Annotated in this window: 20 protein-coding genes; 14 read left to right on the top strand and 6 right to left on the bottom strand. The window is 67.1% G+C overall.

Features of this window, described 5'->3' with window-relative positions; genetic code table 11:
* Positions 1-176: 176 nt before the first annotated feature.
* From mltG to AC3WG5_RS06565, 6 genes are all read left to right on the top strand, one after another.
* Positions 177-1,172: an endolytic transglycosylase MltG gene (gene mltG / locus AC3WG5_RS06590; protein ID WP_294867386.1), complete on the top strand. Its 996-nt coding sequence runs from the start codon at positions 177-179 to the stop codon at positions 1,170-1,172.
* Positions 1,172-1,798, top strand: coding sequence for a dTMP kinase (gene tmk / locus AC3WG5_RS06585; protein WP_482583210.1), 627 nt, complete (start codon positions 1,172-1,174; stop codon positions 1,796-1,798). The genes mltG and tmk overlap by 1 nt, the downstream gene beginning before the upstream one ends.
* Positions 1,798-2,805 (top strand): DNA polymerase III subunit delta', encoded by a 1,008-nt coding sequence (locus AC3WG5_RS06580; RefSeq protein ID WP_492568199.1) that lies wholly within the window; start codon positions 1,798-1,800, stop codon positions 2,803-2,805. Before tmk ends, AC3WG5_RS06580 begins: the two co-directional genes overlap by 1 nt.
* A 25-nt stretch (positions 2,806-2,830) precedes the next feature.
* Positions 2,831-3,211, top strand: coding sequence for a PilZ domain-containing protein (locus AC3WG5_RS06575; protein ID WP_008953335.1), 381 nt, complete (start codon positions 2,831-2,833; stop codon positions 3,209-3,211).
* Between the two features lie 159 nt (positions 3,212-3,370).
* Positions 3,371-4,144, top strand: a complete 774-nt coding sequence (locus AC3WG5_RS06570; RefSeq protein ID WP_482583208.1) for a TatD family hydrolase — start codon at positions 3,371-3,373, stop codon at positions 4,142-4,144.
* Positions 4,145-4,323: 179 nt separating this feature from the next.
* A complete protein-coding gene (locus AC3WG5_RS06565; RefSeq protein ID WP_492568198.1) occupies positions 4,324-5,100 on the top strand; it encodes an MBL fold metallo-hydrolase in 777 nt (258 codons plus the stop codon).
* Between the two features lie 58 nt (positions 5,101-5,158).
* On the opposite strand, the gene AC3WG5_RS06560 is transcribed toward AC3WG5_RS06565, so the two are convergent.
* From AC3WG5_RS06560 to ppsR, 3 genes are all read right to left on the bottom strand, one after another.
* Positions 5,159-5,464, bottom strand: a complete 306-nt coding sequence (locus AC3WG5_RS06560; protein ID WP_492568197.1) for a chorismate mutase — start codon at positions 5,462-5,464, stop codon at positions 5,159-5,161.
* 120 nt (positions 5,465-5,584) lie between these two features.
* Positions 5,585-6,607 carry a tryptophan--tRNA ligase gene (gene trpS, locus AC3WG5_RS06555; protein ID WP_492568196.1) on the bottom strand — a complete coding sequence of 341 codons (1,023 nt, stop codon included), beginning with the start codon at positions 6,605-6,607 and terminating at the stop codon, positions 5,585-5,587.
* A 424-nt stretch (positions 6,608-7,031) separates the two neighbouring features.
* On the bottom strand, positions 7,032-7,853 hold the full coding sequence (gene ppsR / locus AC3WG5_RS06550) for a posphoenolpyruvate synthetase regulatory kinase/phosphorylase PpsR (RefSeq protein ID WP_482583205.1): 822 nt from the start codon (positions 7,851-7,853) through the stop codon (positions 7,032-7,034).
* A 323-nt stretch (positions 7,854-8,176) separates the two neighbouring features.
* Between ppsR and ppsA the strand changes: the two genes are divergently transcribed.
* Positions 8,177-10,564 (top strand): phosphoenolpyruvate synthase, encoded by a 2,388-nt coding sequence (gene ppsA, locus AC3WG5_RS06545; protein ID WP_014086061.1) that lies wholly within the window; start codon positions 8,177-8,179, stop codon positions 10,562-10,564.
* A 225-nt stretch (positions 10,565-10,789) separates the two neighbouring features.
* Positions 10,790-10,999 (top strand): dodecin, encoded by a 210-nt coding sequence (locus AC3WG5_RS06540; RefSeq protein ID WP_008953327.1) that lies wholly within the window; start codon positions 10,790-10,792, stop codon positions 10,997-10,999.
* Positions 11,000-11,121: 122 nt separating this feature from the next.
* Here the strand turns inward: AC3WG5_RS06540 and AC3WG5_RS06535 are convergent, their stop codons facing one another.
* Positions 11,122-12,051: a LysR family transcriptional regulator gene (locus AC3WG5_RS06535; protein WP_492568195.1), complete on the bottom strand. Its 930-nt coding sequence runs from the start codon at positions 12,049-12,051 to the stop codon at positions 11,122-11,124.
* 351 nt (positions 12,052-12,402) lie between these two features.
* On the opposite strand from AC3WG5_RS06535, the gene AC3WG5_RS06530 reads away from it, so the two are divergent.
* The gene (locus tag AC3WG5_RS06530; RefSeq protein ID WP_492568194.1) at positions 12,403-13,293 is read left to right on the top strand and encodes a DMT family transporter; all 891 of its coding nucleotides are present in this window, start codon (positions 12,403-12,405) and stop codon (positions 13,291-13,293) included.
* Positions 13,294-13,356: 63 nt separating this feature from the next.
* Positions 13,357-14,136, top strand: a complete 780-nt coding sequence (locus AC3WG5_RS06525; protein ID WP_492568193.1) for a carbonic anhydrase — start codon at positions 13,357-13,359, stop codon at positions 14,134-14,136.
* 48 nt (positions 14,137-14,184) lie between these two features.
* Here the strand turns inward: AC3WG5_RS06525 and AC3WG5_RS06520 are convergent, their stop codons facing one another.
* Positions 14,185-15,108: a LysR family transcriptional regulator gene (locus AC3WG5_RS06520; RefSeq protein WP_492568192.1), complete on the bottom strand. Its 924-nt coding sequence runs from the start codon at positions 15,106-15,108 to the stop codon at positions 14,185-14,187.
* Positions 15,109-15,280: 172 nt separating this feature from the next.
* Here AC3WG5_RS06520 and lysA point away from each other — a divergent pair, with 172 nt between their 5' ends.
* The gene (gene lysA / locus AC3WG5_RS06515) at positions 15,281-16,522 is read left to right on the top strand and encodes a diaminopimelate decarboxylase (RefSeq protein WP_492568191.1); all 1,242 of its coding nucleotides are present in this window, start codon (positions 15,281-15,283) and stop codon (positions 16,520-16,522) included.
* Positions 16,523-16,792: 270 nt separating this feature from the next.
* Here lysA and mfd read toward each other — a convergent pair whose 3' ends face one another.
* On the bottom strand, positions 16,793-20,182 hold the full coding sequence (gene mfd / locus AC3WG5_RS06510) for a transcription-repair coupling factor (protein WP_492568190.1): 3,390 nt from the start codon (positions 20,180-20,182) through the stop codon (positions 16,793-16,795).
* A 135-nt stretch (positions 20,183-20,317) separates the two neighbouring features.
* On the opposite strand from mfd, the gene AC3WG5_RS06505 reads away from it, so the two are divergent.
* The 3 genes from AC3WG5_RS06505 to AC3WG5_RS06495 all read left to right on the top strand — a co-directional run bounded on the left by AC3WG5_RS06505 (position 20,318) and on the right by AC3WG5_RS06495 (position 26,051).
* Positions 20,318-23,578, top strand: coding sequence for a sensor domain-containing protein (locus tag AC3WG5_RS06505; RefSeq protein ID WP_492568189.1), 3,261 nt, complete (start codon positions 20,318-20,320; stop codon positions 23,576-23,578).
* A 54-nt stretch (positions 23,579-23,632) separates the two neighbouring features.
* Positions 23,633-24,388, top strand: coding sequence for a 23S rRNA (guanosine(2251)-2'-O)-methyltransferase RlmB (gene rlmB, locus AC3WG5_RS06500; RefSeq protein WP_014086069.1), 756 nt, complete (start codon positions 23,633-23,635; stop codon positions 24,386-24,388).
* Between the two features lie 166 nt (positions 24,389-24,554).
* A complete protein-coding gene (locus AC3WG5_RS06495) occupies positions 24,555-26,051 on the top strand; it encodes a multicopper oxidase family protein (protein ID WP_492568188.1) in 1,497 nt (498 codons plus the stop codon).
* The last annotated feature ends 81 nt before the right edge of the window (positions 26,052-26,132 follow it).

Here is a 26,132-nt window from a genome sequence, read left to right as displayed (position 1 = left end):
GGCGGCGGCTGGCGCGGGTCGCCGCGAGGCGTTGCCGAGGGGACGAACTTGCCGCCCCCGGCCCGGTCCCATTCGGGTTCGCGGCGAAACGTGCGCAAGAGGCGGCATGGTATGATTGATGCTTTGCCAAACCTGCCGGACCCGCCGCCGGCCAGTCCATCCAACTTGATCTGAACATGATGCACAAGTTTTTCTTCCGCATGACTGCCACCCTGGCGGCACTGCTCGCGCTGTGGCTCGCCTGGGTGGTGGCCGTGCCGGTTCCGCTGCCCAAGGCGCCCTATAGTATCGCCGTCGGCGCCAACCGCACGCTGGGCCAGGTGGCGCGCGCGCTGGACCAGGACGGCATGATCCGCAACCGCTGGGTGATGGTGGCGCTGATGCGCATCAGCGGCACCGATCGCAAGGTGAAGGCCGGCCTGTACGAATTTTCCCGCCCGGTGGCGATGTGGGAAGTGCTGCGCCGCTTCGCCCAGGGCAATCCGGACCAGGCCAGCGTGACGGCGATCGAGGGCTGGACCTTCCGCCAGTTCCGCCAGGCCCTGGCCAGCGAGCCCGACCTGCAGCACGTCACCGCCAGCTGGAGCGACGAGCAGATCCTGCGCGAAATCGGCGCCAGCGAGGCTCATCCGGAAGGCCTGTTCTTCCCCAGCACCTATTTCTACGTCCCGGGCTCGAGCGATCTCGAGGTCTACCGCCGCGCCTACCGCACCATGCAGCAGCAGCTGGAGAGCATCTGGCTGGCGCGCCGTCCCGACCTGCCGTACGCCTCGCCCTACGAGCTGCTGATCATGGCGAGCCTGGTCGAGAAGGAAACCTCGCGCGAGAGCGACCGGGCGCAGGTGGCGGCGGTGTTCCTCAACCGCCTCAGGATCGGCATGCGCCTGCAGACCGACCCGGCGGTGATCTACGGCATGGGGGCCAGCTACCAGGGCAACATCGGCAAGGCCGGTCTGCGCCGCGACACCCCGTACAACACTTACACCCGCTCCGGCCTGACGCCGACGCCGATCGCGCTGCCGGGGCGCGCCGCGCTCGACGCCGCGGCGCATCCGGCGGACACGCGCGCGCTGTACTTCGTCGCGCGCGGCGACGGCACCACGCATTTCTCCGAAACCCTGGACGAACACAACGGCGCGGTGCGCCAATTCATCCTGAAGAAAGGCTCCTGATGCGGCGCGGAACATTCATCACGCTGGAAGGCGTGGACGGGGCCGGCAAGAGCACCCAGCTCGCGGCGGTGCGCGACTGGTTGGCCGAACAGGGCATCGACGCCGTGTTCACGCGCGAGCCCGGCGGCACGGTGCTGGGCGAGAAGCTGCGCGAACTCTTGCTGGCGGTGGACACCGAGGTGACGCTGGAGACCGAGACGCTGCTGATGTTCGCCGCGCGCCAGGAACACATCGCGCGCGTGATCGAACCGGCGCTGGCCGCCGGCCGCTGGGTGGTGTCCGACCGCTTCACCGACGCCACCTTCGCCTACCAGGGCGGCGGGCGCGGGCTGCCGTTCGCACGCATCGAGGCGCTGGAAGACTGGGTGCAGCAGGGGCTGCAGCCGGACCTGACGCTGCTGTTCGACGTGCCGCTCGACATCGCCGCCCGGCGCATGGCCGGTGGCGAGCGCGTGCTCGACCGTTTCGAGCAGGAGGCGGCCGATTTCCACGCCCGCGTGCGCGCGGCCTACCTGCAGCGTGCTTCGGCCAACCCGCGTATCGCGGTGGTCGACGCCAACCGTTCCCCCGAACAGGTGCGCGCCGAGGTCATGCGCCGCCTCGACGCCGTGCGGGAGCGCCGCTGATGCTCTATCCCTGGCAAGCCGCCGACTGGCAGCGCCTCAACCGCGAACGCGAGCGCCTGCCCAACGCCTGGCTGTTCACCGGCCCCAGCGGCATCGGCAAGCTGGCTTTCGCCGAACATTTGGCGGCCTCGCTGCTGTGCGAATCGCCGCGCCCCGACCACGCTGCCTGCGGCCAGTGCGAGGCCTGCCGCTGGTTCGCCCACGGCAGCCACCCGGACTTCCGCCGGCTCACCCCGCTGGGCGACGACGAGGACGAGGCCAAGGAAGGCAGCAAGCCGACACGCAAGCTGCCGGTGATTAAGATCGAGGCGGTGCGCGAGGTGATCGACTTCGCCCACCTTACCGCGCACCGTGCCGGACGGCGCATCGTGCTGGTGGAGCCGGCCGAGGCGCTCAATCCGGCGGCGGCCAACGCGCTCCTGAAGATCCTCGAGGAGCCGCCCGCCGAGGTGTTGTTCCTGTTGGTGGCGCACGCCCCGCAGCGGCTGCTGCCGACCATCAAGAGCCGCTGCCGCGCCTTTCCGCTGACGGCGCCGACGCAAGGGGAGGCGCTGGCCTGGCTGGACGCCGCCGGGGTGGACAACGCCCGCACCGAGCTGGCGCACCACGGCGGCACGCCGCTGTTCGAGCACGACGCGGCGCTGGCCAAGCTGCGCCAGCAGTTTCTCGACGGCCTGGCGCGGCCGACGCTGGCCGACGCCATTTCGCTCGCCGAGCAGATCGACCGCCACAAGCTGCCGCTGGCTCTGCCGCTGGAGTGGCTGCAGAAGTGGCTGCACGATCTGGCCGGTTTGAGGCTGGCGGGCCAACTCCGCTATTATCCCGATCATCAGGCGGCACTGCAGGCCCTGGCCGAGCGTGCCGATCTCGCCTTGCTGATGGGCTGCTACCAGAGCCTGATTCAGCTGGCCCCGTTCGGTCAGCACACGCTGAACGTACGCTTGCAGCTCGAAGCGCTGTTGATGGACTATCTGAACGTGTTCGCGGCCCGCACGGCCGCGCGCTGAAACCACTGCAAGGAAAGCCCGGCGCATGGAACTGGAGAAAGAGAACGTCGTTACCCGCCCGGACGGCAACCGCCCCGGCGTCATGTCGCTGCACATCAAGGAGCGCGGCGCGCTCTACGCAGCCTACATGCCCTTCCTGCGCAACGGCGGCATCTTCATCCCCACCGGCAAGGCGCTGGCGTTGGGCGAGGAGGTGTTCCTGCTGCTGACGCTGATGGACGACCCGCAGAAGGTGGCGGTGCAAGGCAAGGTGGTGTGGATCACCCCGGCCGGCGCCAACAACAGCCTGGCCCAGGGCGTCGGCGTCGAGTTCGCCGGCAGCGACGAGGGGCGCCAGGCGCGCAGCAAGATCGAGGCCTTGCTGGGCGGTGTGCTCAACTCCACCCGTCCCACCCATACCATGTAAGAACCTGTTCCCGATCTTGCTGCGCGTCCCTGATCGGGGCTCATGCGCTGCTCTTCAACCCGCTGAAGGCCGCTCGCGACAGATCGTGAACAGGTTCGAAGCGGCCCATGCCGCCTAGAGAACATAAGCGCCCGCCCGGCGGGCGCGCAGGATGCAACCATGCTTGTCGATTCGCACTGCCACATCAATTTTCCCGACCTCGCCGCGCGCCTGCCCGAAGTGCTGGCCAACATGCGCCACAACGGCGTCAGCCACGCCCTGGTGATCGGCGTCAGTCGTCCCAAGTACCCCGAGGTGCTGGCGCTGGCCGAGGCGCACGACAACCTGTACGCCACCGTCGGCGTGCATCCGGACGACCCGGACGCCGAGGAGTACAGCGAGGACGAACTGGTCGCGCACGCCGCCCACCCCAAGGTGGTCGGCATCGGCGAGACCGGGCTCGATTACCACTGGTGCCAGGGCGACCTTACCTGGCAGCACGAGCGCTTCCGCACCCACATCCGCGCCGCGCGCCGCGTCGGCCTGCCGCTGGTGATCCACACCCGCGAATCGGCCGCCGACACCGTGAAGCTGATGCGCGAGGAGAACGCCGGCGAGGCGGGCGGGGTGATGCACTGCTTCACCGAGAGCTGGGAGGTGGCGCAGCAGGCGCTCGACCTGGGCTTCTACATCTCCCTGTCCGGCATCGTCACCTTCAAGAACGCGCTGCAGGTGAAGGAAGTGGCGCAGAAGGTGCCGCTCGACCGCTTGCTGGTGGAAACCGATTCGCCCTACCTCGCGCCGGTGCCGTTTCGCGGCAAGACCAATGAACCGGCGTACGTGAAGCATGTCGCAGAACATATCGCCGAACTGCGCGGGCTGAGCTTCGAGGCGGTGGCCCAAGCCACCACCGACAACTTCTTCCGCCTGTTCGCCAAGATTCCGCGGCCGTGACCCGGCGCCTGACCGGCCCCGGCCTTCGGCCAACCCTTTGACCAGTGATTCCAGGAAACAGTCGAAACGAGACAAGGCAGCCCGGCAGGACGGGGTTCTACAAAGCTGAGGCGCAGGCAAAAGAACGCCGCCGCCGCTGTTGTCGTTTCTAGGTGGTACTGGAATGAAAGCGAGTAGTCGTGTCGAGTGTCGAACTGACCGTCCTCGGCTGCGGGTCCAGCTCCGGAACCCCTGCCATCGGCTGTGATTGCCCCACCTGCACCTCGCCTGACCCGAGGAACCGGCGCAGCCGCGCCAGCGCCTACCTGCGTGTCGGCGGCACCGCCTTCCTGATCGACACCGGGCCGGACTTGCGTCACCAGGCGCTGCGCGAGGGCATCACCCGGGTCGACGCGGTGCTCTATACCCACCCGCACGCCGACCACCTCAACGGCATCGACGATCTGCGCGCCTTCTGCTACGTGAAAAAAGGGGCAATCACGCTGTTCGGCAACAGCTTCACGCTGGCCAACGTTCGTTCCCGCTTCGACTACGCGCTGCACGCGCCGTCCAAGGCCTGGGACAAGCCGGTGCTGCTGACCGAGGAAGTGGGCGGGCCGTTCGGGTTCGGCGGCGTGGCGGTGACGCCGATCCCGCTGATGCACGGCAGCTGGCCCTGCCTGGGCTGGCGCATCGGCGACGTGGCCTGGCTCACCGACCTGTCCGACATCCCTGAGCACAGCCTGGAGAAGCTGCAGGGGCTGGAGGTGCTGTTCCTCGACTGCTTGCGACGCGAGCCGTATCCCTCGCACCTGTGCGTGGCCGACTCGCTGCGCTGGGCCGAGCGCATCGGCGCCCGCCGCACCATTCTGATCCACATGACGCACGGCCTGGAGTACCACGCGCTGTCGGCGGAGTGCCCGCCGGGGGTGGAAGTGGGCTACGACGGGCTGAAGGTCAGCGTGCCGCTGGCTTGATCCTCTGCCCTGAAACGCTTCGGCCAACCTTCCCGCTTGGCCGAAGCGTTTGGGGCCCTCACTGCGGCGTCTGTCGCGCCTGGTACAGCAGCATCTCGCTCGCGACGAAGTGCCCGATCAGGGTGCGGTACACCGCCGCGGTGAGTTCCGGGTCGGCGCCCAGCTCGCCCGCCAGCCGCGTCACGCGGCGTATCACCTGATCGACACGCTTGCCGCCCTCGACCTCGGCCGTGCTGTGCTTGAAGCCCGCCGCCTGCTGCACGTACAGTCCGCGCTCGGCGATCAACGCCACCAGCGCCTGGTCGATGCGGTCGATCTGCTCGCGCACCTCGTCCAGGTTCTGGCATTGGTAGATGAAATCCATGGCTACTCTCCTTCGCGATGTGAGTGTTTCGGCGCCGCCGCGCCACCTGCCTTGAGAGGGGCTGTGGCCCGGCCGGTATCGCGGCCGGTGCGACCGCCGCTAGTCGTGCGGCGCTCGGGATCAGTAGTAATTCAATCCCATCGCCCCCTTGACCTCGGCGAGGGTCACGGCCGCCACCTCGCGCGCCTTGCCGGTGCCTTCCTTCAGCAGGGCCAGCACCGCCGCCGGATCGCGGGCGTATTCCTCGCGGCGCCGGCGGATCGGCTCCAGCAGCGCCTGCAGCTTGTCTTCCAGCCGCGCCTTGAGCACCGAGTCGCCCAGCCCGCCGCGGCGGTAGTGCGCCTTCAGCTCGGCCACGGCCGCGGCGTCGTCGTCGAAGGCGTCGAGATAGCTGAACACCACGTTGCCCTCGACCTGGCCCGGATCGTCGACACGCAGGTGGTTGGGGTCGGTGTACATCATCTTCACCGCCTGGCGGATCTCGTCCGGGCTCGCCGACAGCGCCAGCGCGTTGCCGAGCGACTTCGACATCTTCGACTTGCCGTCGATGCCCGGCAGGCGCGCGCCGTGCTCCGGCACCACGGCGCGCGTCTCCACCAGCAGCTCCTGGCCGACGCTGGCGTTGAAGCGGCGCACGATCTCGTTGGTCTGTTCGATCATCGGCACCTGGTCGGCGCCCACCGGCACCACGGTGGCCTTGAAGGCGGTGATGTCGGCGGCCTGCGCCGCCGGGTAGGTCAGGAAACCGGCCGGGATGTCGCGCTCGAAGCCACGCTGCTTGATCTCATCCTTGATGGTCGGGTTGCGCTCCAGCCGCGCCACCGTCACCAGGTTGAGGTAGTAGGACGCCAGTTCGGACAGTTCCGGCACCAGGCTCTGGATGAAGATGGTGCTCTTGGCGGGGTCGATGCCGACGGCGAGGTAGTCGAGCGCCACCTGCAGCACGTTGTCGCGCACCTTGAGGTAGTTGCCCATGTTGTCGGTCAGCGCCTGGGCGTCGGCCAGCAGCAGGAACTGGGTGCAATGCTCCTGCAACAGGACGCGGTTACGCAGCGAGCCGACGTAATGACCCAGGTGCAACGGGCCGGTAGTACGGTCGCCGGTGAGGATGACGTCGTTCGGGCTGATGCTGTCGAGATTCATGCTGTGCTCCACTAGGGTTCAGGGAGACTGCCAGCAAGGAGGGGGTGGAAAACGAAAACCCCGGAGCGCCTGCTGGCAGCTCCGGGGTTTTCGGGTGTACGCAACCGCGGTGCCGCCTAGGACAGGCGCCACCAACCAAACGAGAAAGCGATTGCGAACGAGGTATTCATGTTTTTCATCAAACCATGCACTCGGCGGCGGAGTCAAGTCGGATGTATCACGGGCCTTTTCAGTCGGTGGGCGGGCCAAAGCAGGTTGAATGTCGACGGGGTGCTGGAACCGGAATCTACATGAAGTACATGAGGATTCCGCAGCGTTTTGAGCAAATCGCTGCGTGCCAATCTTCGATTGGTTCAGCGATAGATTGGCACGCAGTCCCGCCGGCATTCGAGAGGCGAAGGCGCCGCCGCCTAGTGGGCAGGCTCTAGAACCGCCGCGCCAGGGTGGCCTTGTGCATGATGGTCGAGGCGATCTCCTCGATCGACTTGTGCGTGGTGCTGATGAACGGGATGGCGTGGTGACGGAACATCGATTCCGCCTCGTTCACCTCGGAGCGGCAGTTCTCGATGCTGGCGTACTTGGAGTCGGGGCGGCGCTCGGAGCGGATGTGGTGCAGGCGCGCCGGGTCGATGGTCAGGCCGAAGATCTTCTGGCGGAACGGCAGCAGCATCTTGGGCAGCGTCGGGCTGCCCAGGTCTTCCGGGGTCAACGGGTAGTTGGCCGCCTTGATGCCGTACTGCAGCGCGAGATACAGGCAGGTCGGGGTCTTGCCCGAGCGCGACACGCCGACCAGGATCACGTCGGCCTCGTGCAGGTCCTTCAGCTTCACCCCGTCGTCGTGGTTGAGCGAGTAGTTCACCGCCTCGATGCGGTGATCGTACTGCGACTCGTTCATCATGCCGTGCGCCTTGCCCACCGACAGCGTGGCCTTCTGGTGCAGTTCCGCCTCCAGTTCGCCGATGAAGGCCTCGAAGAAGTCGATCACCAGCGCATGGTCGACGCGCAGCGCCTGGCGTACCTCGGCGTTGACGATGCTGGTGAACACCACCGGCTTCTGGTGATCGTCGGCGGTACGCTGGCGGATCATCTCGGCCACTTCCTGTGCCTTTTCCACCGTGTCGACGAAGGGGATGGTCTCGCGCTTGAATTCGATGGTGTCAAACTGCGTCAGCAAGGTGTTGCCCAGGGCCTCGGCGGTGATGCCGGTGCGGTCGGAAACGAAAATGGCGGAGCGGAGGTGTGGCATGAATGCACCTGTCGAAAAAAATGGCGGAGAGTCGTGGGGCGATTATACCCGTCCCGCCGCCGCCGTCAGCGTTCTCACCGCGCAGCCCGGCGGCAAGGGGGCTAATCTCCCGCCCCGTTTGGCTTTACAGTAGTGTTAACACTACATGACAAAAGGCTTTTTCCCGCCGGGCGGGTGCGATGGTGCCAGAACGGCGGGATGGAAGTCCTTGATTAAGGGCAAATCCTTACCTTGTGCAATGCAAAAGACGCTACGCAAGCTGGGCGTTAATCGGCTAGAATGCGGCTTTCTATCGTCTCCAATCCAATACAGGAAGTGAAGTGATGGCAGAGAACTACGTCATCTGGTTCGAGAAGCTGCGCATGACCGACGTTGAACAGGTAGGTGGCAAGAATGCCTCCCTGGGCGAAATGATCAGTCAGCTGGCTAACTCGGGTGTCCGTGTACCCGGCGGTTTCGCCACGACGGCGGATGCCTATCGTGATTTCCTGCAGCACAACGGCCTGGCCGAGCGCATCAGCGCCGCGCTGGCCAAGCTGGATATCGACGACGTGACCGAACTGGCCCGCGTCGGCAAGGAAATCCGCCAGTGGATTATCGATACCCCGTTCCCTGCCAAGCTTGATGCCGACATCAAGGAAGCCTGGGACAAGATGGTGGCCGATTCCGGCGGCGCCGACATCTCGGTAGCCGTGCGCTCCTCCGCCACCGCGGAAGACCTGCCGGACGCCTCGTTCGCCGGTCAACAGGAAACCTTCCTGAACATCCGTGGCCTGGACAACGTCAAGGAAGCCATGAAGCACGTCTTCGCTTCCCTGTACAACGACCGCGCCATCTCCTACCGCGTGCACAAGGGCTTCGCCCATGACGTAGTGGCTCTGTCGGCCGGCGTGCAGCGTATGGTGCGTTCCGACTCCGGCGCCGCCGGCGTGATGTTCACCATCGATACCGAATCCGGTTTCGAAGACGTGGTCTTCATCACCGCTTCCTACGGCCTCGGCGAGACCGTGGTGCAAGGCGCCGTGAACCCGGACGAATTCTACGTTCACAAGCCGACCCTGAAGGCTGGCCGTCCGGCCATCCTGCGCAAGACCCTGGGCTCCAAGCTGATCAAGATGGAGTTCACCGACGCCTCGCAAGCCGGCCGTTCGGTCAAGACCGTCAACGTCGAACCGGCGCTGTGCAAGCAGTTCTCCATCAGCGACGCCGAAGTGGAAGAGCTGGCCCAGTACGCGCTGATCATCGAGAAGCACTACGGCCGCCCGATGGATATCGAGTGGGGCCGTGACGGCACCGACGGCAAGCTGTACATCCTGCAGGCCCGTCCGGAAACCGTGAAGTCGCAGGAAGACCGCAAGGACACCCTGCGCCGCTTCCGCCTGAAGACCAAGTCCACCGTGCTGTGCGAAGGCCGCGCCATCGGCCAGAAGATCGGCCAGGGCACCGTGCGCCTGATCAAGGACGCGTCCGAGATGGACACCGTCAAGGCCGGCGACGTGCTGGTGACCGACATGACCGACCCGGATTGGGAACCGGTGATGAAGCGTGCCGCCGCCATCGTGACCAACCGTGGTGGCCGTACCTGCCACGCCGCCATCATCGCGCGCGAACTGGGCATCCCTGCCGTGGTCGGCTGTGGCGATGCCACCGACGTGCTGCGTGACGGCATGCAGGTGACCGTGTCCTGCGCCGAAGGCGACACCGGCAACATCTATGATGGCCTGCTCGAAGTCGAGATCATCGACCTCGAACTGGACAAGATGCCGGAATCCCCGGTCAAGATCATGATGAACGTCGGCAACCCGGAACTGGCCTTCGACTTCGCGCAGCTGCCGAACGAAGGTGTGGGCCTGGCGCGCATGGAGTTCGTGATCAACCGCCAGATCGGCATCCACCCGAAAGCGCTGCTCGAGTTCGACACGCTGCCGGCCGAGCTGAAAGCCACCATCACCGACCGCATCGCCGGCTACAAGAGCCCGGTCGACTTCTACGTCGACAAGATCGCCGAAGGCGTGTCGACGCTGGCGGCCGCGTTCTACCCGAAAAAGGTCATCGTGCGCATGTCCGACTTCAAGTCGAACGAGTACGCCAACCTGATCGGCGGCCAGATGTACGAGCCGCACGAAGAGAACCCGATGCTGGGCTTCCGTGGTGCCGCGCGCTATGTGGCCGAATCGTTCCGCGACTGCTTCGAGCTGGAATGCCGCGCCATCAAGAAAGTGCGCGACGTGATGGGCCTCACCAACGTGGAAGTGATGATCCCGTTCGTGCGCACCCTGGCCGAAGCTGAAAAAGTGATCGAGATCCTGGCCGCCAACGGCCTGAAGCGTGGCGACAACGGCCTGCGCCTGATCATGATGTGCGAACTGCCGACCAACGCGGTACTGGCCGAGCGCTTCCTGGAGCACTTCGACGGTTTCTCCATCGGCTCCAACGACATGACTCAGCTCACCCTGGGCGTGGACCGCGACTCCGGCGGCCCGATCGCCTCGACCTTCGACGAGCGCAACGACGCCGTGAAGGCCATGCTGCACATGGCGATCCAGGCTTGCCGCAAGCTGAACAAGTACGTCGGCATCTGCGGCCAGGGCCCGTCCGATCATCCGGACTTCGCCAAGTGGCTGGTGGAAGAGGGCATCGAGACCATCTCGCTGAACCCGGACACCGTGGTCGAGACCTGGATTTACCTGGCCAAGGAACTGAACGCCTGAGTCGTCGCCCGTCGATGACCCACAAAACCGCCCCTCGAGGGCGGTTTTTCTTTGTCCCCCGCGCCAGAAGGTGCACAGGCTGGGCCTGGGCTTCCGCGTTGGCGAGCGTGATCGACCGGGCATGGTTGGCGGGAGGGATTCGAATCGTCCTGCATTTGTCGTTGCGGACGCTATGCTGAAGTTGTGCCCGCCTGACGGGCTTTCCTCATCACCCAGGAGAACAGCATGAGCAAGCATGTCTACAAGATGGTGGAACTGGTCGGTTCCTCCTCCGAGGGCTGCGATGATGCCATTCGCACCGCCATCGCCAAGGCCGGCGCCACGCTCAAGCATATCGACTGGTTCGAGGTGCTGGAAACGCGCGGCCATGTCGTCGACGGAGCCATCGCCCACTGGCAGGTCACGATCAAGGTCGGGTTCCGCGTCGAGGACTGAAGCTCGGGCGCACAAACTGCCCTCTGTGGCGCTGTCAGGTCTGGACTTAGCTTCACCAAGGCCTGCTTTTTTCGCCTTGAGGCAGGCCATTGGTCAGGCCGGTGTGGTGGATAACATCGCCGCTAGGGATGGGCTCCGTCCTCGCCCAGGAAGGCGCGCAGGCGCGGCACCACCCTCTGCAGGAAGGCTTCGTATTTCTTCGGCATCGGATGGCGGTAGGGATAGACCAGGAACACCGGCCAGCCGGAGGTGCGCCAGCCGGGCAGCACGGGGCAGAGCTCGCCGCGCGCGAGCTGCGGGCTGACCACGTACTGCGGCAACAGGCCGATGCCCACGCCGGCACAGGCGGCGTTGGCGATCACGGCGTACTGGTCGCACAGCAGCGTCGGCCGGATGGCGAGCGAAACGAACTGGCCGTCCTTTTCCAGCCGCCAGTCGAGGCCGGTTTCGTTGTAGCTGTTGTGCAGCAGCTGGTGTTTGAGCAAGTCATCCGGCGTCTGCGGCATGCCGGCCCGCTCCAGATAGGCCGGCGCGGCGTACAGCTCTTCCCAGACCAAACCGATCGATTTGGCCACCAGCCGGTCGTCGTGCACCGCCCGGGTGCGCAGGCAGAAGTCGAGGCCGGCCTCCACCGGGTCCTGCAGCCGGTTCTCGGCCACCAGCTCCATTTCCAGCGCGGGGTGGAGCTCGGCCAGCTCGCCCAAGAGCGGCGCCAGCAGGTACTGCGCGAACGACATGGTCGAGCTGACGCGCAGTGGGCCGCCGATGGCGCCCTGGGCTTCCTCGATGTCCGGCCGCACCTTGTCGAGCATGCTGCGTAGCTGCGCGGCGTGGCAGGCCAGGCGGCGCCCGGCCTCGGTCAGCGCCACGCGGCGGGTGTTGCGCAGCACCAGCACCGTCCCCAGATCGTGCTCCAGATCCTTTACCAGTTGGCTGATCCGGCTCTTGGCGCAGCCGATGGCCTCGGCCGCCGCGGTGAAGCTGCCGAGGCGCGCCAGGGCATCGAAGGCGAGCAGGGCGTCCGGGGAGGGGATGTGCGAGGTTGTTTTCATGTCAGAACAATGTGTTGCTGTTACCGCTATTTTTACTAGTTTAACGGCTGTCTATGCTTTATGCATGGCTACTTTCTGAACAGTGAGGGCATCCTGTTCCGGGCTGTTCCCTGTGCGATCAGGGCCGGCCAGCGACCGATTTCTTCTGTGGCACCGGTTTCGCTGCGGCCTTCCGGCTGGCAGCGCCGGTGTGCCCTGCTCGAGCTGCACCTGCCGCCGTCGTCCGCGACAGAGCAGCGGGTATGCCGTCTACGTTCGACAATCGCCAGCCGTCTTTGCGACAATACACTTGTCTATTCAACTCGGCCACCTCAGCCTGGTGGCCGCTTTTGTCATTCTTCAAGGACCGTCATGCTGCCGTACCTGGCCCTGTCGCTCGCCATGCTGTTGTGGGCAAGCTCGTTCATCGCGCTGAAATACGTGTTTTCGGTATTCGACCCGATGGTGGTGCTGTTTGCCCGCATGGTGATCGCCACGCTTTGCCTGCTGCCGCTGATGCTGCGTCCCGGCGTACGACGGCGTTATCAGCAAGGCGACTGGAAGTGGCTTGCCGCGCTGGCGCTGGCCGAACCCTGCCTGTACTTCCTGCTCGAGGCGCGCGCGCTGGTGTATACCAGTGCCTCGCAGGCCGGGCTGATCACCGCCACGCTGCCGCTGTTGACCTCGCTTGGCGCTTTGCTGTTTCTCAAGGAACGGCTGGGGCGTACGGTCTGGCTGGGCATCGCGGTATCGTTCGCAGGTGTGTTGTGGCTGACGCTGACCGGCGAGCAGAGCGCCGACGCACCGAACCCCCTGCTCGGCAACGCGCTGGAGTTCCTGGCGATGGTGTGCGCCACCGGTTATATCCTGATCGCCAAGAAGCTGTCGGTACGCTACTCGGCGCTGGTGATCACCGCGGCGCAGACCGTGCTCGGCATGCTGTGGTTCGGCGCGCTGCTGTTCACGCCGTGGGTGACGCTGCCGCAGACCTTGCCACTGTGGCCGAGCCTGTGGGTGCTGTACCTGGGGGCGGGGATCACGCTCGGCGCCTACGGGCTCTATACCTGGTCGGTGAGCCGGGTGCCGGTGGCGATGGCGGGGGCCTTCGTCAACCTGATCCCGGTGTTCACGGTGCTGCTGGCCTGGATCATCCTGGGGGAGACGCTGTCGGCTCAGCAGCAGCTCGCCTGCCTGCTGGTGTTCGGCGGGGTGCTGATCAGCCAGCGCAAGCCGGGGGCGAGCGTCCAAACCACGCAGGCTTGATTCGCCACGCGGCGGGTCGCTACAGTTCGGCATGACAAAACGCTGAACAAGGAAACCCGCTTCATGACTCGAACCGTTTCGCTGACGGCCCGCCTGCTGGCTGGCGGCCTGGCGCTGCTGATTGGCACGGCCCAGGCCGCCGAATCGCCCTCCATCGCTCCCCAGGCCGCGCCGGTATCCGTCTACGCCGACGAACATGGCCACGGTTCCGAGCTGGCCCAGGTGAAGGGAGCGGTCGACGCCATTATCAACGCCAACCTGCGCTACATGCGGACGCACGCGCCGGGCTACTTCGAGCGCTTCGCCGACAAGCAGACGCCGCGCGCCACGGTGATTACCTGCTCCGATTCGCGGGTGCAGGCGGACGCCTTCTCCGCCGACGCCGTCAACGACCTGTTCATGGTGCGCGACATCGGCAACCAGCTCGCCGCCGCCGAGGGCTCGGTGGAGTACGGCGTGCGCCATCTGCACACGCCGCTGCTGCTGATCGTCGGCCATGCCGTGTGCGGTGCGGTGAAGGCGGCCTCCGGCGACTATTCCGGCATCGAGCCGGCCATCGCCAAGGAACTCGCCACCATCAACATTCCCAAAGGGATCGACGTCACCGACGGCGTGCTGCTCAACGTCAACAACCAGGTGGACGCCGCGCTGCTGAAGTTCGCGGGCGAGGTGGAGTCGGGCAAGCTATCGGTGATCGGCGCCTTCTATGACTTCCGCAACGATCTGCGCCAGGGCTACGGCAAGCTGGTGATCACCAACATCAACGGCGAGACCGATCCGGCGCGCATCCGCGATCTCGTCAATAGCGGCCGCTTCTTCCAGCTCGGCGCGGCGCAGCCGTAATGGCCCCTTGCTCTCCCGACGACACGCCCGGCTGCAGGCCGGGTTTTTTCATGTCAGCGCTAGCGCCGCCTCCAGCCGGATGGCGAGTTCCGCCGCCTGCTGTTGCAGCGCTTCGACGAAGTGTTCGGCCAACTGCGAGGAGGGGCGGTGCTCCGGGCGCACCACGCTGACGGTGAACGGAATCGAGACCGTGAAGCGGCGCATGGCGAGGCCATGCCCGGCGTAGTCGAGCGCGGTGAGCGGGTTGACCACGGCCACGCCGAGCCCGGCGCGCACCATGGCGCACACCGAGGCGGCGCTGTGCGTCTCCACCACCAGGCGGCGCTCGATGCCGGCCTGGCCGAACAGGCTGTCGAGCTGCTGGCGGTAGGGGTCGGTGGCGGAGAGACTGATGAAGTTCTGGCCCGCCAGGTCGGCCGGAGCGAGCGCCGTCCTGGCCAGCAGGGGATGGCCGTCCGGCAGTACGCACACCTCGTCGGCGCGCATCAGCGGGGCGATGCGGGTGCCGGCCGGGGCGGTGCCATGCTCGGTCAGGCCCAGGTCGTGGCGCTGCGCCGACAGCCATTCTTCCAGCAGCGGCGACTCCTGCGGCACGATGGAGAGGCTGACCTCGGGGTAGACCGCGAGGAAGCGCCGGCACACCTCGGGCAACAGCGATTGCGAGAACGCCGGCAGGCAGGCAATGGAGAGCTGGCCCTGCTGGAACTGGCGGATCGAGGCGGCGGTGTTGCGGATGCGCTCCAGCCCGAAGTAGGAGCGCTGCACTTCCTCGAACAGCATCAGCGCCTGCGCCGTGGGTTGCAGCCGGCCGCGCACGCGGTCGAACAGGGTCAGGCCGGTCAGCGTTTCCAGCCGCGCCAGCTCGCGGCTGACGGTGGGTTGCGAGGTGTGCAACAAGTCGGCGGCGCCGGTGACGCTGCCGGAGGTCATCACGGCCCAGAAGATTTCGATGTGGCGCAGGCTGAGGGACATGGGGTAGCGTGGTGGTAGTGGATCAATCCATATCGTACATGAATGGATATGGTGAAAAACGATATTTTATGAAATGGCATCGCTCGGGCATGATGGCGGGTATGTTCCGGCACCCCATGCCGCTTCTTGACTGACCGCGCCGCGCTGCACCGTGGCCCAGGAGCTTTTTCGAATGACTATCCGCAATCCCGAGCTGCTCAATGCCGTCGCCCGCCAGTACGGCACCCCGGTGTGGCTCTACGACGCCGCAGTGATCCGCGAGCGCATCGCCCAGCTGCGCGCCTTCGACGTGATCCGCTTCGCGCAGAAGGCCTGCTCCAACACCCATATCCTGCGCCTGATGCGCGAGCAGGGCGTGGTGGTGGATGCGGTGTCGCTGGGCGAGATCGAACGCGCCCTGGCCGCCGGCTTCTCTGGCCGCGGCGACGAGCCGTCCGGCATCGTGCTGACCGCCGACCTGCTCGACCAGGCCACGCTGGCGCGCGTGGTGGCGGAGCAGATTCCGGTCAACGCCGGTTCCATCGACATGCTGCGCCAGTTGGGCGCGGCATCGCCGGGCCATCGCGTCTGGCTGCGCATCAACCCGGGTTTCGGCCACGGCCACAGCAACAAGACCAATACCGGCGGCGAAAACAGCAAGCACGGCATCTGGCACGAGCAGCTGCCGGACGCGCTGCAGGTGATCCGTGAACATGGCCTCACCCTGGTCGGCCTGCACATGCACATCGGTTCCGGCGTGGACTACGGCCACCTGCAGCAGGTGTGCGGCGCCATGGTCGATCTGGTGGCCGGCATGGGCCACGACCTCGAGGCGATCTCGGCCGGCGGCGGGCTGTCGATCCCGTATCGCGACGGCGATGCGCGCATCGATACCGCGCACTACTTCGGGCTGTGGGACGCGGCGCGCAAGGAGATCGAGGCCAAGCTGGGCCATCCGGTGCGCCTCGAGATCGAGCCAGGCCGCTTCCTGGTGGCCGAGTCCGGCGCCCTGCTGGCCGAGGTGCGCGCGGTCAAGGACATGGGCAACCGCCACTTCGTGCTGGTGGACGCCGGCTTCAACGACCTGATGCGGCCGTCGATGTACGGCAGCTACCATGGCATCTCGCTGGTCGCGCAGGGCCGGCCGCAGCCGGCGGACGACGCGCTGGTGCCTACCGTGGTGGCCGGGCCGCTGTGCGAATCGGGTGACGTGTTCACCCAGGAAGACGGCGGCGTGGTGGTGACGCGCGATCTGCCGCCGTGCCAGGTGGGCGACTACCTGCTGTTCCACGACACCGGCGCTTACGGCGCGTCGATGTCCTCCAACTACAACAGCCGCCCGCTGTTGCCGGAGGTGCTGATCGACGGCGATGCGGTACGCCTGATCCGCCGCCGCCAGACCATGGCGGAGCTGTTGGCGCTGGAAGCGGTGTAAGAACCTGCTCATGGTCTTGCTGCGCGTCCCTGATCGGGGCTCATGTGCACTGCGTGCGAATCTATTGATTCGCTCAGCGATCAGAAATCCTCATGGACTCATGTCCATTCCGGTTTCTGCGCTGCTCTTCACCCCGCTGAGGGCCGCTCGCGACAGACCCTGAACAGGTTCCCAAGCCCTGCGCGTTTTCCACAAAAAAGCCGTGCCCCCTGGGGGGGGCACGGCTTTTTTGATTCTGCGCTCGGCTTTCGGCCAACCTCTTTGCGCGGGCTACTGCAGTTCCTTCAGCAGCTCCTTCACCCGCACCACGCGCAGGCCGACGTCGTCGACTTTGACCTCGACGCGCAGCTTGTCCTGGCCGGCCAGCTTGTAGTTCTTCTTGCTCTGGATCAGCGTGATGATCTTCATCGGGTCGATCGGCGGGTTCTTGACGAAGCTGAGCTGGATGCCCGCCTCGCTGGCGTCGAGCTTCTGCACCCCGAGCCGGCGCGCCGCCAGGCGCAGGCGGTGGCTGTCGACCAGGGTCTTGACGGTCTGCGGCGGCAGGCCGAAACGGTCGATCAGTTCCTCGTGGATGGCGTCGATGTCGGCTTCGCTCTCGCAGCTGGCGAGCCGCTTGTACAGCACCAGCCGCTCGTGCACGTCCGGGCAGTAGGCGTCGGGCAGCAGCGCCGGGCTGTGTAGGTTGATCTCGGTGGTGACGCCCAAGGGCGCGTCGAGGTCCGGCGTCTTGCCTTTCTTCAGATCGCGCACCGCCTGCTTCAGCATCTCGGTGAACAGTGCGAAGCCGACTTCCTGCATCTCGCCCGACTGGCCCTCGCCCAGCACCTCGCCGGCGCCGCGGATTTCCAGGTCGTGCATCGCCAGGTAGAAGCCGGCGCCCAGTTCCTCGGACAGCTGGATCGCCTCCAGCCGCTTCTGCGCGTCGCGCGTCATGCCGTCCGGCGTCAGCAGGTAGGCGTAGGCCTGGTGGTGCGAGCGGCCGACGCGGCCGCGCAACTGGTGCAGCTGGGCCAGGCCGAACTTGTCGGCGCGGTTGATCAGGATGGTGTTGGCGTTGGGGATGTCGATGCCGGTTTCGATGATGGTCGAGCACAGCAGCAGATTGAAGCGCTGCTGGAGGAAGTCGCGCATCACCTGCTCCAGCTCGCGCTCGCGCAGCTGGCCGTGCGCCACGCCGATGCGCGCCTCGGGCAGCAGTTCGGCCAGTTTCTCCTGCATGTTCTGGATGGTGTCGACCTCGTTGTGCAGGAAGAACACCTGGCCGCCGCGCTTCAGCTCGCGCAGCACCGCCTCGCGGATCACGCCGTTGGCGAGCGGCGAGATGAAGGTCTTCACCGCCAGGCGGCGGCTCGGCGCGGTGGTGATGGCGGAGAAGTCGCGCAATCCTTCCAGCGCCATCGACAGCGTGCGCGGGATCGGCGTCGCGGTCAGCGTCAGCACGTCGACGTTGGCGCGCAGGCGCTTGAGCTGTTCCTTCTGGCGCACGCCGAAGCGGTGCTCCTCGTCGATGATGACGAGGCCCAGGTTCTTGAACTGCACGTCCGGCTGCACCAGCTTGTGGGTGCCGATGACGATGTCCACCGTGCCTTCGGCCAACCCTGCGAGCGCCGCCTTGCTTTCCTTGGCGCTCCTGAAGCGGGACAGCTCGGCGATCTTCACCGGCCAGTCGGCGAAGCGGTCGGAGAAATTCTGGAAGTGCTGTTCGGCCAACAGCGTGGTCGGCACCAGCACCGCCACCTGCTTGCCGCCCAGCACCGCGACGAAGGCGGCGCGCAACGCCACCTCGGTCTTGCCGAAGCCGACGTCGCCGCACACCAGGCGATCCATCGGCTTGCCCGAGCACATGTCGGCGATCACCGCCTCGATGGCGCTGGCCTGGTCCGGGGTCTCCTCGAAGCCGAAACCGGCGGCGAAGGCGTCGTAGTCGTGGTGGTTGAGCGAAAAGGCATGCCCCTCGCGCGCGGCGCGCTGGGCGTACAGGTTCAGGAGTTCCGCGGCGGTGTCGCGCGCCTTCTCGGCGGCCTTCTTCTTGGCCTTGTCCCAGGCCGGGCTGCCGAGGCGGTGCAGCGTCAGCTGCTCGGTGGCGCCGCCGGCATAGCGGCTGATCAGCTGCAGCTGGCTCACCGGCACGTAGAGCTTGGCGCCGTCGGCGTACTCCAGCTGCATCAGCTCGGTCTCGCCTTCGCCCAGGTCCATCGACACCAGGCCGAGGTAGCGTCCGATGCCGTGCTGCTCGTGCACCACCGGGTCGCCGACCTTGACCTCGGCCAGGTCGCGCAGCATGGCGTCGGAGCCGGCACGGGCGCGCGCCCGGCGCGTGTGGCTGCGGGCCACGTGCTGATAGAGCTCGCTCTCGGTGACGATGGCGAGCTGCGATTCGGCCACGGCGAAGCCGCTGAACAGTGGCGCCACGGTGAGCGCCAGCTTCATCGTGCCGCCGGCAAATTCCGCCCAGTTGTCGACCGGCACCGGCTTGATGCCGTTCTCGCTGAGGAACTGGTACATGGTCTCGCGCCGCCCCAGGCTCTCGGCGGAGAGCAGCACGCGGCCGGGGTGGCCCGCCAGGAAGTCGGCCAACTTCTGCAAGGGGTTGTCGGTGCGGCGCTCCACCGCCAGTGGCGGCAGGCCGGACGGGGCGGGCTCGGCCGGGCACTCGAAGCGCGGATAGGGCTTGAGCGCGGCCATCAGTTCGTCCGGGCGCAGCACGATCTCGGCCGGCGCCAGCACCGGGCGCTCGGTGTCGCCGCGCGCCATCTGGTGGCGCTCCTGGACCTCGCGCCAGAAGGTGTCGGCCGCCCCCGCCACGTCGCGGTGGGTCACCACCAGCGCGTCCTGGCCGAGGTAGTCGAACAGCGTCGAGGTGGTATCGAAGAACAGCGGCAGGAAGTACTCGATGCCGGCCGGCGACATCCCGGCGCTGACGTCGCGGTAGATGCGGCTCTTGGACGGGTCCCCCTCCATGCGCTCGCGGTAGTGCTGGCGGAAGGCGGTGATGCCGGCTTCGTCGCTGGGGTACTCGCGCGCCGGCAGCAGGCGGATCTCCGGCACCGGGTACAGCGTGCGCTGGCTGTCCGGGTCGAAGGTGCGCAGGGAGTCGATCTCGTCGTCGAACAGATCGATGCGGTAGGGCAGCGCCGAGCCCATCGGGAACAGGTCGATCAGCCCGCCGCGGATCGAGAACTCGCCCGGCGCCATCACCTGGGTGACGTGGGCGTAGCCGGCGGTGACCAGGTCGGCGCGCAGCTGGTCGGCATCGAGCCGGGTCTTGGCCTTGAGGAAGAAGGTGCGTCCCAGCAGGTAGCCCACCGGGGCCAGCCGCGTCATCGCGGTGGAGACCGGCGCGATCACCACGTCGCACTCGCGCTGGCGGATCTGCCACAGCGTGGCCAGGCGCTCGCTGACCAGATCGGCGTGCGGCGAGAAATGATCGTAGGGCAGGGTTTCCCAGTCCGGCAGCAGCGCCACGCGGCAGTCCGGGGCGAAGAACGGGATTTCCGCCTTCAGCCGTTGTGCGCTCTGGGCGTCGGCCGCCAGTACCAGGACCAGCCGGCCCTGGCCGGCGAGACGGGCGAACAGGGCGGCGTCCAGGCCCTCGGGCAGGGGGGGGAGTCGGGTCTTCTGGCCGGCCGGCGGCAGCGGGGGAGGTGTGGTCAACATACGACTTCACAAGAAGGGGACTCGCGGTATTATACCAGCCTGTCATCCCGTACAGCCGGGCGCCATGCGAGGACGACACGACGATAACAACAGAACCCAGGGCCCGCCGGGACGGCGGCTCGCGACAAAGGATTTATGGTGAACAGAAAGGAGTGGCTGGCTTCCTGCCTGGCGCTGCTGGTATTTCTTCCCTCGCTGCTGCTGTGGCCGCACGCCGCCACCTCCGCGCCGGGGCCGGCCAGTTTCATTCCGCACGGCCTGTTCCTGCTGTGGGCGGTGCGCCATCCCGCCCGTTCCGTCTGGTTGTGGCCGCTGCTGGCCTGGGGGCTGGCGAGCCAGTGGGCCGGGCCGCTGTGGGCCGGCGGGCTGGCGCTGTCGCTCTATCTGGTGGCCGGGGCCGCCCGGCTCGCCGGCATCCACCACGCCCGGCTGACCCTGAACTCGCTCTCGTCGCTGCTGCGGCTGCTGTCGTCGCTACTGCTGGCGCCGGCCGCGGCGGCGGCGCTGTTGCTGTGGGGTGTGCCGGCATTTTCCGGTGTCGGGTTGCCGCTGGCTCAGGCCCTGCTGCAATACGGGGCGCTCGCCCTGGCGCTGGTGCTGTGCGTGCCGGCCGCGTTCGCCGGGGTCGAATACAGCCGGCGCCGCTACCTCGAGTTGCTGCTCATCGCGCTGGTGACGGTGTCGCTGTTGGCCGCCGTGTTCGTTGCCGGCCACGTGTCCCTGGTGCCCATCCATCTCTTGCTCTACCCCTGCCTGTTGTGGGCGGCCTGCCGCGCCGGCATCGGCGGCGCGACGCTGCTGGGGCTGCTGATCCTGGTGCTGGCGGCGTTCCTCGACGGGCCGTCGTTCCAGCCCGTCCCCCTGCCGGCCAACGGCATCGTGCTGAACCTGGCGCTGGTGTTGTCGGCACAGCTGGTGGCGACGCAGTCGGAAGCGGCGGTACGCCGCATCCGGCAGCTGCAGGACTCGCTGGCGCGTTTCGAAGCCTGGCTGCGGAACAGCCCCAACGTGATGTCGCTGAAGGACCTGGAGGGGCGTTACCTGCTGGTCAACCGCGCCTACTCGCGGGCGCTGGGCAAGGCCCCGGCCGAGCTGATCGGCAAGAAGAGCGCCGATTTCCTGCCGCCGGAGGAGGCGCGGGCGACGGCCGAGCAGGACCGTCAGGTGCTGAGCGCGCTGGAGTCGCGCCAGTACGAGCAGACGCTGACGCTGGACGGCTTGCCCGGCGATTTCCTGGTGACCAAGTTTCCGCTGTTCGACGCCGACGGCCTGCCGGCCGGCATCGGCTGCATCGCCACCGACATTACCCAGAGCAAGCGCGAGCGGCAGGCCAAGCAGGAGGCGGAAAACCGTTATCACGCCCTGATCGAGCAGTCGCTGGTCGGTATCTACATCCTGCAGGACGAGTGCCTGGCCTACGTCAACGACAAGCTGGCGGAGATGCTCGGCTACCCGGGCGAGGAATTGCAGGGGGAGCGGATCGAGACGGTGCTGGCGCACGAGGAGCGCCAGCGGCTGCGTCAGCAGATCACCCAGCGCCTGAGCGAGAACATCTCCATCATGCACTTCTCGGCGCGGCTGGTGCGAAAGGACGGCCAGTTGCTGGACGTGGAAATCCACAGCCGGCTGTTCGAGTATCGCGGCCGCGCGGCCATCATCGGCGTGGTGGTCGACATCTCCGACCGGGTGCAGGCCGACGCCAACCAGAAGCTCGCCAGCAAGGTGTTCGAGAACGCCGCCGAGGGCATCCTGATCACCGGGGCCGACTACCGCATCATCGCGGTGAACCAGGCCTTCACCCGCATCACCGGCTATCAGTCGGAGCAGGTCATCGGGCGCGTGTCGCGCATCTTCCGCGACAATACCAGCTGGAGCGTGGCGATGCTGGACGGGCTGGCGCGGCACGGCCACTGGCAGGGCGAGATGCTGGACCGGCGCCGCTCGCACGAGTGGTACCCGGCCGAGCTGTCGATCTCGGCGGTGCGCGACGACGCCGGCGCGATCACCAACTACGTCGGCGTGTTCGCCGACATCACGGTGCGCAAGCAGGCCGAGGAGCGGCTGCAGTTCCTCGCCAACCACGACCCGCTGACGCGCCTGCCCAACCGCAGCTGGCTGATCGCGTGCCTGGAAGACCGCATCCAGCAGATCGCCAGTTCCGGGCAGCAAGTGGCGGTGATGTTCCTCGACCTCGACCGTTTCAAACTGATCAACGACTCCTTCGGCCACCAGACCGGCGACGAGCTGCTGCGCGAGACCGCCAGCCGCCTGGAGCAGGTGGTGGGGGGGCGCGGCCAGATCGCCCGCCTCGGCGGTGACGAGTTCACGCTGCTGGTCAGCCATTTCGCCTCGCAGGCCACCTTGTCGACGTTGGCCGAAGACATCCTGGCGGTGCTGGCGCAGCCCTTGTGGCTGGAGGGGCAGGAGCTGATCGTCACCGGCAGCCTCGGCATCAGCGTCTACCCCCACGACGGCAGCGACGCCCGCACCCTGCTCAAGAACGCCGACGTGGCGATGTACCGTGCCAAGGAGGCCGGCAAGAACACCTACCAGTTCTTCGCCGCCGAGATGAACGCCCAGGCGATCGAACGGCTGCAGTTGGAACGCGGTTTGCGCCAGGCGCTCGAGCGCGGCGAATTCGAGCTCCACTTCCAGCCCATCGTGGCGGCGGCGACGTATCGCCTGGAGGCGCTCGAGGTGCTGCTGCGCTGGCGCCACCCCGAGCTGGGGCTGGTGTCGCCGGTACGTTTCATCCCGTTGGCCGAGGAGACCGGCCTGATCCGCCCGATCGGCGACTGGGTCATCCGCCAGGCCTGCCGCCAACTGGCCGAGTGGGATTGCCTGGGCCTGCACGTGCCGCGCCTGGCGATCAACCTGTCGGCGCGCCAGTTCGAGCAGCAGGGGCTGATCGTGCAGGTGGCCGGCGCGCTGGCCGAGGCCGGCATCGCCGCCGGCCGGCTGGAACTGGAAATGACCGAGAGCATGGTGATGCAGAACCCGAGCGAGGCGGTATCGCTGCTGGGCGAGCTCAAGGCGCTCGGGGTGCGGCTGTCGATCGACGATTTCGGCACCGGCTACTCGTCGCTGTCCTACCTCAAGCGCTTCCCGCTCGACACGCTGAAGATCGACCGCTCCTTCATCGAGGGGTTGCCGGGCGACGGCGACAACGCGGCGATCGCCGAGGCGATCCTGGCGATGGCGCGCAAGCTGTCGTTCAGCGTGGTGGCCGAGGGGGTGGAAACCGAGGCGCAGGCGGCTTTCCTCTGCGCCAAGGGCTGCCAGCTGCTGCAGGGCTACCTGTTCAGCCGGCCGCTGCCGGCGGCAGAGCTGCCGGCCTTCCTGCAGCAGCGAAGCCCGCAGCCACTGACGGTCGGCCGCAGTGCGATAGTGCGCTGAGGCGCGGCGATGGCGGTACAATAGCCGCCATTTCCGTTTTCAGGCTTTTCCCTCATGAGCAACAAGCGCCTCATCCACGGCTTCCACGCCGTCAACGCCCGGCTGTGGCAGAACCCCAAGAGCCTGCTCGAGATCTGGCTCGCCGGCGGCCGTCAGGACGCCCGCGCCCAGGCGGTGCTCGACAAGGCCGCGGCGGAAAACATCAAGCTGCACATTGTCGACAAGGCGCGCCTGGACAGCATGAGCGGCAACGCGCGCCACCAGGGCGTGGTGGCGATGATCGACGCCAGCCGCAGCTACGTCAGTCTGGACGACGTGCTGGAAAACCTGTCCGAACCGCCGCTGCTGTTGATCCTGGACGGCGTCACCGACCCGCACAACCTCGGCGCCTGCCTGCGCGTCGCCGACGCCATGGGCGCGCACGCGGTGATCGCGCCCAAGGACCGCTCCGCCACGCTGAACGCCACCGTCTCCAAGGTGGCCTGCGGCGCCGCCGAAGTGGTGCCCTACATCACCGTCACCAACCTGGCGCGCACCCTGCGCGACCTCAAGGACGCCGGGGTGTGGATCGCCGGCACCACCATGGAGGCCGACACCGACCTCTACCACTTCGACGCCGCCGGTCCGCTGGCCTGGGTGATGGGCTCGGAAGGCGAGGGCATGCGCCGCCTGACGCGCGAGCATTGCGACGTGCTGGTGTCGATTCCGATGTTCGGCAGCGTCGAGAGCCTCAACGTCTCGGTGTCGTCCGGCATGGTGCTGTCCGAGAGCCGGCGCCAGCGCGTGCTGAAGGGCGAGGCCAAGGGCTGAGCCTGCTCCCGCCCGGCCTTCGACACCCCCGCCTTGCGCGGGGGTGTTTCGTTTCGGCCAACGTTGAGCGGCGTGCCGCTTCCCCGGAACTTTTTGTGTTGGCGCGGTATCTTTCAAAATACCCTGTAGGGGTATATGATTCGAGAGAACCGAGAAGGAGAACCGCATGCACCGTCGTCGTTTCCTGGAGTTGTCGCTGGGGCTGGCCGCCCTGCCGCTGATCGTGCGCCAGGCCTGGGCCGCCACGCCGCCCGCCATGCCGGGCATGGACCATGGCGCGCATGCCGGCCATGACATGGCCGCGATGGCAGGCGATGCCGGCGTCACGCTGCCCGAAGGGCGGCCGCTGCCGCCGCTGCAGCGGCTCGTCAATCGTGGCGGCGCCGGACGCGTGAGCGGCGAATTGGTCGTCGCGCCGATCAAGCTGCCGCTGCTGCCGGGGCGCCAGCCGACCACGTTCTGGGCCTACAACGGCAGCGTGCCGGGGCCGCTGATCGAAGCCTACGAGGGGGACACGGTCGAGATCGCCTTCACCAACCGGCTCGCCCAGCCCACCACCATCCACTGGCACGGCATGCCGGTGCCGGCCGAGCAGGACGGCAACCCGCACGACCCGGTGCCGCCGGGGGCTTCGCGCCACTACCGTTTCACCCTGCCCAAGGGCTCGGCCGGCACCTACTGGTACCACCCGCACCCGCACGGCTACACCGGGCAGCAGGCCTACATGGGGCTGGCCGGGACCTTCATCGTGCGTCGTCGCGACGACCCGCTGGCGCACTTGCCCGAACAGTTGCTGGTGCTGTCCGACCTCAAGCTGGATGGCGACGGTAGCATCGCTGCCAACTCGATGGCCGACCATCACGACGGCCGTGAAGGCCAGTTCGTGCTGGTCAACGGCGCGCTTCGGCCAACCCTGGCGCTGGCCGAGGGCGAACGCCAGCGCTGGCGCCTGTGGAACGCCACCAGCGCGCGCATCCTGAAGATCGCGCTGCCGGCGCACGAGGTGCACCTGGTCGGCACCGACGGCGGGGCCATCGTTTCGCCGCGCCGCATCGAGCACCTGCTGCTGTCGCCGGGCGAGCGCGCCGAGCTGGTGGTGACCGGGCGTTTCGGCACCGGCCAGACGCCCGGCCTGGTGGCGCTGCCGTACGCGCGAGGCAAGGCGATGCACCCGGAGCAGGACACGGTGCTGCCGCTCATGACGCTGAGCCGTCACGGCCGCCGTGCCAGTGCCCCGTTGCCGGCCCGTCTCGCCGAGGTGCCGGTGCTGCCGGCGCCGGCCGTGAAGCGGCGCGTGGAGTTCTCCGAGAACATGGCCGATCCGAAGGCGATGTTCCTGATCAACGGCAAGACCTACGACATGGCGCGCATCGATTTCGAAGGCAAGGTCGGCCAGGTGGAAGAGTGGGAGATCGTCGGCAACGCCCACATGGACCACCCCTTCCACCTGCACGGCACGCAGTTCCAGGTGCTGGCGCGCACCGAGGACGGCCAGTGGCGTGACGAGCCGTTCCTGGCCTGGCACGACGTGGTCAACGTCGCCGCCGGCGAGAGCGTGCGGCTGCGCTTCCGCCAGGATATGCCCGGCCTGCGCATGTTCCACTGCCACATTCTCGAGCACGAGGACCAGGGCATGATGGGGCAGCTGCTGGTGCGCGCCTGAGTAGCCGCCGGCCTAAACTGATAACAGGGGGCGCCCTTTGACCAGGGCGCCGGATACGTCACAATGCCGGATTGCCTTTCC

The sequence above is a fragment of the Pseudogulbenkiania sp. FW507-F1 genome (assembly GCF_058781125.1).
Note: the sequence above shows the minus strand (reverse complement) of the source record. Positions and strands in the feature narration are given on the sequence as shown.

What these genes read in the sequence shown, in the direction of transcription:
- mltG (WP_294867386.1), top strand. Translation starts at nt 177, where the DNA reads ATGATGCACAAGTTTTTCTTCCGCATGACTGCCACCCTGGCGGCACTG.
- tmk (WP_482583210.1), top strand. Translation starts at nt 1,172, where the DNA reads ATGCGGCGCGGAACATTCATCACGCTGGAAGGCGTGGACGGGGCCGGC.
- AC3WG5_RS06580 (WP_492568199.1), top strand. Translation starts at nt 1,798, where the DNA reads ATGCTCTATCCCTGGCAAGCCGCCGACTGGCAGCGCCTCAACCGCGAA.
- AC3WG5_RS06575 (WP_008953335.1), top strand. Translation starts at nt 2,831, where the DNA reads ATGGAACTGGAGAAAGAGAACGTCGTTACCCGCCCGGACGGCAACCGC.
- AC3WG5_RS06570 (WP_482583208.1), top strand. Translation starts at nt 3,371, where the DNA reads ATGCTTGTCGATTCGCACTGCCACATCAATTTTCCCGACCTCGCCGCG.
- AC3WG5_RS06560 (WP_492568197.1), bottom strand. Translation starts at nt 5,464, where the DNA reads ATGGATTTCATCTACCAATGCCAGAACCTGGACGAGGTGCGCGAGCAG.
- trpS (WP_492568196.1), bottom strand. Translation starts at nt 6,607, where the DNA reads ATGAATCTCGACAGCATCAGCCCGAACGACGTCATCCTCACCGGCGAC.
- ppsR (WP_482583205.1), bottom strand. Translation starts at nt 7,853, where the DNA reads ATGCCACACCTCCGCTCCGCCATTTTCGTTTCCGACCGCACCGGCATC.
- ppsA (WP_014086061.1), top strand. Translation starts at nt 8,177, where the DNA reads ATGGCAGAGAACTACGTCATCTGGTTCGAGAAGCTGCGCATGACCGAC.
- AC3WG5_RS06540 (WP_008953327.1), top strand. Translation starts at nt 10,790, where the DNA reads ATGAGCAAGCATGTCTACAAGATGGTGGAACTGGTCGGTTCCTCCTCC.
- AC3WG5_RS06535 (WP_492568195.1), bottom strand. Translation starts at nt 12,051, where the DNA reads ATGAAAACAACCTCGCACATCCCCTCCCCGGACGCCCTGCTCGCCTTC.
- AC3WG5_RS06530 (WP_492568194.1), top strand. Translation starts at nt 12,403, where the DNA reads ATGCTGCCGTACCTGGCCCTGTCGCTCGCCATGCTGTTGTGGGCAAGC.
- AC3WG5_RS06525 (WP_492568193.1), top strand. Translation starts at nt 13,357, where the DNA reads ATGACTCGAACCGTTTCGCTGACGGCCCGCCTGCTGGCTGGCGGCCTG.
- AC3WG5_RS06520 (WP_492568192.1), bottom strand. Translation starts at nt 15,108, where the DNA reads ATGTCCCTCAGCCTGCGCCACATCGAAATCTTCTGGGCCGTGATGACC.
- lysA (WP_492568191.1), top strand. Translation starts at nt 15,281, where the DNA reads ATGACTATCCGCAATCCCGAGCTGCTCAATGCCGTCGCCCGCCAGTAC.
- mfd (WP_492568190.1), bottom strand. Translation starts at nt 20,182, where the DNA reads ATGTTGACCACACCTCCCCCGCTGCCGCCGGCCGGCCAGAAGACCCGA.
- AC3WG5_RS06505 (WP_492568189.1), top strand. Translation starts at nt 20,318, where the DNA reads ATGGTGAACAGAAAGGAGTGGCTGGCTTCCTGCCTGGCGCTGCTGGTA.
- rlmB (WP_014086069.1), top strand. Translation starts at nt 23,633, where the DNA reads ATGAGCAACAAGCGCCTCATCCACGGCTTCCACGCCGTCAACGCCCGG.
- AC3WG5_RS06495 (WP_492568188.1), top strand. Translation starts at nt 24,555, where the DNA reads ATGCACCGTCGTCGTTTCCTGGAGTTGTCGCTGGGGCTGGCCGCCCTG.